General features: G+C 71.7%; 5 protein-coding genes. 3 read left to right on the plus strand and 2 right to left on the minus strand.

Annotated elements, in window-relative coordinates; translation table 11 throughout:
• Positions 1 to 62: 62 nt before the first annotated feature.
• Complete coding sequence (locus HC028_RS24855) at positions 63 to 740, minus strand: Hsp20/alpha crystallin family protein (protein ID WP_168079844.1); 678 nt, start codon at positions 738 to 740, stop codon at positions 63 to 65.
• A 373-nt stretch (positions 741 to 1,113) separates the two neighbouring features.
• On the opposite strand from HC028_RS24855, the gene HC028_RS24860 reads away from it, so the two are divergent.
• Together HC028_RS24860 and HC028_RS24865 are read left to right on the plus strand one after the other, a co-directional pair.
• A complete protein-coding gene (locus tag HC028_RS24860) occupies positions 1,114 to 3,774 on the plus strand; it encodes a winged helix-turn-helix domain-containing protein (RefSeq protein WP_239075669.1) in 2,661 nt (886 codons plus the stop codon).
• 148 nt (positions 3,775 to 3,922) lie between these two features.
• Complete coding sequence (locus tag HC028_RS24865; RefSeq protein ID WP_168079846.1) at positions 3,923 to 4,300, plus strand: response regulator; 378 nt, start codon at positions 3,923 to 3,925, stop codon at positions 4,298 to 4,300.
• Here HC028_RS24865 and HC028_RS24870 read toward each other — a convergent pair.
• Positions 4,297 to 4,953, minus strand: a complete 657-nt coding sequence (locus tag HC028_RS24870; protein ID WP_168079847.1) for a glycoside hydrolase family 75 protein — start codon at positions 4,951 to 4,953, stop codon at positions 4,297 to 4,299. The two genes, HC028_RS24865 and HC028_RS24870, sit on opposite strands and share 4 nt — an antisense overlap.
• Positions 4,954 to 5,166: 213 nt before the next feature.
• Between HC028_RS24870 and HC028_RS24875 the strand changes: the two genes are divergently transcribed.
• The coding region (locus HC028_RS24875; protein WP_203981520.1) for a DMT family transporter at positions 5,167 to 6,083 on the plus strand (917 nt) is incomplete at its 3' end.

Here is a 6,083-nt window from a genome sequence, read left to right on the forward strand (position 1 = left end):
GACGGGATGAGCAGGGCGGCGCGTCGGCGGAGAAGTGCATCGAGGTCCGCCCCGGTCTAGCGCTACCTCGGCGATGTGCCAGGTCCGCCTCCCGGCGAGACGCGGGTCTGGCGCTGGCCCGTGGCTCCGGGAGGGCTGCCGGGAGGTGGTGCCGCGGCGCTGCTGACGCCCCCGGTGGTGGCTTCCGCGGTGCCGCCCGCGACGGGAGGGGTCCGGCCCGCGGCTGTACCGTCGCCTCCGCCGGCCTCGGCGCCGCCACCCTTGACCTCGATGCGCTTGGCCTGGGGCTGCGCCTTGCCCGCGCGTACGGTCAGCACGCCGTACTCCAGCGTGGCGTCGATCTGGTCGGCGTTGACGTCGCCCGGCAGGATCACGTCGTACTCGAACTCGCCGGTGCGGCGGTTCTGGCGCCTCATCGTGCCGGTGCGCTCGCGCTCCCCGTACCGGCCGGTGATCCGCAGTTCGTTGCTGTCCCGCAGTTCGATGTTGACGTCTTCCGGCCGTACCCCCGGGAGGTCCATCTCCAGGATGTACGAGTCATTGGTCTCCTCGATGTCCACCGGCGGCACCCATACGGGAGCGACAGTGGGCGCCAGCGAGGCCGCGAGGAAGGGGTCGGCGAAGAAGCTCGCGAGGAGATCGCCCATCCGATCCTGGAGGTCGGCCAGCGGGTCACCGCCGCGACGCCCCCCTCGTTGCTCCGTGAGCTGGCGGCCGCGGCGTGGGGCGAGAGAAGTCATAATCCAGTACTTCCTTTCGTGGGCCGCGATTTCGGATAGCTGCACGACTGACTGGCTTTGCACACTCACCCGCCGGCTCGGCCGCGTCCGGCCGGCCGGCACAGGTGACTCGCGCTCCGCAAGCCCCCACATCAAGACCATGTTTCGAGCGGCGCGGGTGAGCATGCCTCATCCCACCCGGACGAATCCGCACGATCCAGTCGCGTCGGCGGGGCAACGATCTGGGCGTCAGCAGGTTTACGCGGCCCGGTCGCGGCTATCGAGGCGACGTGTCCGCCGGGGGATCAGGATGCGCGGTGATCGGGTGAAGGTCTGCGCGAGTGATCGGGTTTACGCGCCGGTGTTGGAAGATCCGAGCGGCGCGTCGGTAGGAGTGCCGTTGTTGACGTCGAAGCTGACCGTCCCGGTGCTCCCGAACGGTCTCGTGACCCGCCCCCGGCTGGTCGAGATGCTGGACGCGGGGATCCGCGGCCCGCTCACCGTGCTGTCCGCACCGGCGGGGTGGGGCAAGACGGCGTTGCTGAACGCCTGGGTACGGGCCGGCGGCCCGGTGCAGCCGGTCACCTGGCTGACCGTGGAGGCCGACGACGCGGGTGACCGGTTCTGGGCGTACCTGCACTCCGCGCTGAACACGTCGGGGGCGACCAAGGGCGCCGACCACCAGAGCGTGCCCGCGCCGGGGATCGTCGCGCGCGACGTCTACCTCGCCCGGCTCGCGAACGCGCTGGCCGGTCTACCGGCGCCGACCGTCGTCGTGTTGGATGACTTCCACCAGGTACCCGACCCCGGTGTTCCGGAAGGGTTGGAGTTCCTGTTGCGGCACACCGCCGGGCGGCTGCGCCTCGTCATCGCGACCCGGATGGATCCGGCGCTGCCACTGCACCGATGGCGCCTGTCCGGCGAGCTCACCGAGGTGCAGGCCCGGGACCTGGCGTTCACCGTGGAAGAGACGGCCGAACTGCTCGCCCGGCACGGTGTCGAACTGCCGGACGGCCACCTCGCGGCCCTGCGCGCGCACACCGAAGGGTGGCCGGCCGGCCTGCGCCTCGCTGCCCTCGCCATGCGTGAGCACCCGGACCCGCCGCGCTTCGTCGACCAGTTCTCCGGCGTCCAGCCGGGCATCGCCGAGTACCTCACCGGGGAGGTGCTCGCCGACCTGTCCGCGGAGATCCGGTACGCCCTCCTGTGCACGTCCGTCCTCGAGCGGGTCTGCGGTGGGCTGATGGACGCGCTCACCGGACGCTCCGACGGCGCTCGCATCCTGGCCGAACTCGAGCGCCGCAACGCCTTCACCGTCCCCATACCGGGTCAGTACCCGTGGTACCGCTACCACCGGCTGTTCGCCGAACTGCTGCGCGCCGAGCTGTCGCGGGAGCTGCCGGAGAAGGTGCCGCACCTGCACCGGGCCGCGGCCGCCTGGTACGCCGGCCACGGCCTCCCGGCCGACGCGCTGCGCCACGCTCTCGCCGCGGGCGACTGGCGCTACGCCACCGCGCTGCTGGTCGATCACTGGCCGGAGCTCGTGCTGTGCAAGGGCAACGGAGCGCTGCGGACGCTGGTGCCGCCACCGCCGCCGGACGCCGCCGCTCGGACCGATCCGGAGCTGGCGCTCGCGTACGCGGCGGATCGGCTGGACCTGGGCGATCTCGGCGCGGCCGACGCGTACCTGCGGCTCGCCGACGACCAGCGACCCCGGCTGGCCGCCGCCCGTCGGGAACGGTTCACGCTCATGGCCGCCGCGTTCCAGTTGGCAAGGGCTCAGCTCGCCGGGGACAACGGGAAGGTGTTGTCGTACGCCGCGCGACTGATCGCGCTGGCGCCGGTGGCGGATCCGGCCGCGGTGGAGGAGACCGGCGAGGACGCGAGCCTGTGGGCGATCGCGTACGCGGCCCGCGGCGCGGCTCACCTCAACGACGGTCGACTGGCGGCGGCCGCGGACGCGCTCGGCGCCGGACTCGCCGCGGCGGAACTCGCCGGGCTGCCCTGCGCGCAGTTGCTGTGCGCCGGCCGGCTCGCCCTCCTACGGGCCCTGCGCGGCGAGTTGCGCCGCGCCGAGGAGTCTGCGCGCGCGGCGCTGGCGCTGCCGCCGTGCGCCGGTCGCTGCCGGCTGACCGGCAGCGCCTACGCGTACCTGGCGCTCGCGCTCGTGCGCTACGAGTGGGACCGGCTCGACGACGCCGAGCGGTACCTGGAGCTGGCGGCGGGCACCGGTGACCAGGCCGGGGAGCCGATCCTCACGGCCGGGATCGCCGCCATCCGCGCGGGGGTGCTGCGGGCACGGGGCGAGTTGGCGGCCGGGTACACCGTCCTCGTGGCGGCCAGGCGCGACCTGGGCGCGAAGCTGACCGGCTATCTGGGCGACTGGCTCACCGCAGCAGAAGCCGACCTGCGCACCTGCTACGGGGACATCGAGACGGCACGGGAGCTGCTGATTCCGCTGTTGGAGGAGAGCCGGCCGGCCGCGCCCGCTGTCGCGGTGGCCCTGGCACGGGCGTACCTGCGCGACGACGATCCCGGTGCTGCGGCCCGGGCGCTACCGGTCTGGGCGGAGGACCAGGACGGAACACCCCTGCCGCTCCGGCTGGAGGCGGGCCTGCTGGCGGCGGTGACCTCCCGGCTGGCCGGCGAGACCCACCGCGCATCGGCCCTGCTGGAGCGGGTGCTCCAGCTCGCCGAGCCCGAGGGGTTCCGGCGCTTGTTCACCCACGGTGAGCCGCAGCTGCGCGCTCTGCTGGTCGACCAGCTCGACGCGGGTACCGCGTACTGGTCGATGGTCAGCGAGGCGCTCAAGGCGTCGGCCGCCGAGCCGCCCCGCGACGACCTTCCGCCGGTGGATCTCGTCGAGCCGCTCAGCGACCGTGAGTTGACGGTGCTGCGGTACCTGCAGGGCGCGCTGTCCAACCTCGAGATCGCCTCGGACCTGTCGCTGTCGGTCAACACGGTGAAGACCCACGTCCGCAGCATCTACCGCAAGCTGCACGCCGCGCACCGGCGGGAGGCCGTGCTCAAGGCCCGGCAGCTGCGCCTGCTGTGAGGCTGGTTCCCACAGTCTGATGTGGAGTGGGCCGGGTGCCCGGGACGAAGGTCACTTCGTTACGTTCGTCCGGTAGTCGGCCGGCCGCGTCGGTTCGGACGTTCCGACGTTGTACAAAAGTACATGTAGCCGTAGTGGGGAGTAGTCGATGGCGCTGGTCCTGGTGGCCGATGACAACGAGCGAATTCGCGAGGTCATCACCCGCGTCCTCCAGCGCGCCGGGCACACCGTCGTCGTCGAGTCGGACGGCGAGGCGGCCTGGGGGAGCGTTCGGGAACACCGGCCGGACCTCGTTCTCATCGACGGCGTCATGCCGGGCACGAGCGGCTTCGACGTGTGCAAGCGCATCCATGGCGATCCGGCGACCGCCCACCTCCCGGTGATCGTGGTCAGCGGATGGCTGCCCACCGGCTCCGAGGCTTCCTGCGCGACCGCGACGCTGGCCAAGCCGTTCATGCCCAACGAACTGATGGAGACGGTGGAGCAGGTGCTCAACGCGCCGCTCCGCTCGGGTGACCGGACCTAGCCGCGCACGAACGCGGCGGCGGCAGCCGCGCCGACCTGATTGATGGCGCTGGTCCCGGTGTCGTCGGGGAACTGGCCGGGGAAGACGACGTAGGTCACGCCCCCGCTCACTCCGCCGTGGCCGGGGTCGGGGTTGATGCCCAGGGCCACGGCGGTGGCGTACGACGCCTCCCCGATGGCCGTTTCGGGGCCCACGTCGGCGAATATCCCGTACACGACCTTGCCGTCGTAGACGATCGCGCCGACGTTGCCGGGCGCGATGCCGGCGCTGCGATAGTCGAATCGCGAACTCGGCAGCGGAATCACGAAGTACCGCGCCTCGTCCGCGGTGAGGTACCGGCCGTCGGCGCCCCGATACAGCGTCAGCGCCTGGTACGCGGGGTCCGTCCCGGCGTTGCAGCGGGGGGTGGCGACGCCGTCGCAGTCGATGCTCATACCCGCGTGCCAGAAGTACGCCGGGCCCGATCGGCACACGGGCACGCGGGCGGTGGGATTGTCGTGCGTCGTGTATCTGCCGGTGGAGACGGCATCGCACGGCTGCGTCCGGGCGAGCAGTTGGTCGGCGGTGGCCCAGGCCAGGGTGACCGGCTCCAGTGCCACGAAGGACGACGACGCGATGATGAGCGCGATGAACGTCAGGTGAAGTATGCGCAAGGCGAGTTCCTCCAGACGCGACAGTGCCCTGGGGCGCCAGCTACCCGTCCAAACCGGTTTATGCGTGGTCGCACCTGAATGTCTGAACCGGTAGCCGCTCTGTCGCAGCTGGACGGTGACGAGAATCGCACTCCGAGTGCGACCGTTTGGTCGTGACCGAAAGGGCCGACCGGACAGAATCGGTCCTGTCGTCAGCGATCAATAGGAGAACGAGTGACACGGCGCGGTTGGGTCCTGTTCGCGGCGATGTGTCTGATCTGGGGCCTGCCGTACCTGCTCATCAAGGTCGCGATTGAGACGTTCACCCCCGCCTCGCTCGTGTTCGTGCGCACCACGATCGGCGCGGCCCTGCTGCTCCCGCTGGCCGCGATGCGCGGACAGCTCCGTCCGCTTTTGCCGCGGTGGAAGCCGCTCCTGGCGTACACGTTCGTAGAGCTCGCCGTGCCGTGGACCATGCTGACCCTGGCCGAGCAGCGACTCAGCAGTTCGCTGGCCGGCCTGCTCGTCGCCGCCGTTCCGCTGGTCGGCGCGCTCATCGCCCGGATGATGGGCGGCCACGAGCCGCTCGGCGCCCGTCGACTCATCGGGCTCCTCGTCGGACTGGCCGGGGTCGGCGCGCTCGTCGGGACCGACTTCGGCGGCGGCAACGCGATCGCGTTCGTTCAGATCGGGCTCGTGGTCATCGGGTACGCGCTGGGCCCGTTCATCCTCGCCCGCCGCTTCTCCGACCTGCCGGGGCTCGGGGTGGTCGCGGCGTCGTTCGCGATCGCGGCCGTCGGGTTCGCCCCCGTCGGGATCGCGCAGTTGCCGACCCGGTGGCCGTCGCCGGACGTCACCGTGGCGGTTCTCCTGCTCGCCCTGGTGTGCACCGTGGCGGCGTTCCTGATCTTCTTCGCCCTGGTGAACGAGATCGGCCCGGTCCGGACCGGCGTCATCACCTACGTCAATCCGGCCGTCGCCGTGGCGCTGGGCGTCACGTTGCTCGGCGAGCCGTTCACGGTCGGCATCGCGGCCGGCTTCGCGCTGACCCTGGTCGGGTGCGTACTGGCGACCAGCCGGTCGCGGGCCGAGCGGGACGCCCGATCGGACGCGTCCGCGGACGAGCCGACACCGGCCGTCGTAGCGGAGCC

The sequence above is a fragment of the Planosporangium flavigriseum genome (genome assembly GCF_011947225.1).
In the GTDB taxonomy this organism is placed as follows: Bacteria; Actinomycetota; Actinomycetes; order Mycobacteriales; family Micromonosporaceae; genus Planosporangium; species Planosporangium flavigriseum.

What these genes read in the sequence shown, in the direction of transcription:
- HC028_RS24865 (WP_168079846.1), top strand. Translation starts at nt 3,923, where the DNA reads ATGGCGCTGGTCCTGGTGGCCGATGACAACGAGCGAATTCGCGAGGTC.
- HC028_RS24855 (WP_168079844.1), bottom strand. Translation starts at nt 740, where the DNA reads ATGACTTCTCTCGCCCCACGCCGCGGCCGCCAGCTCACGGAGCAACGA.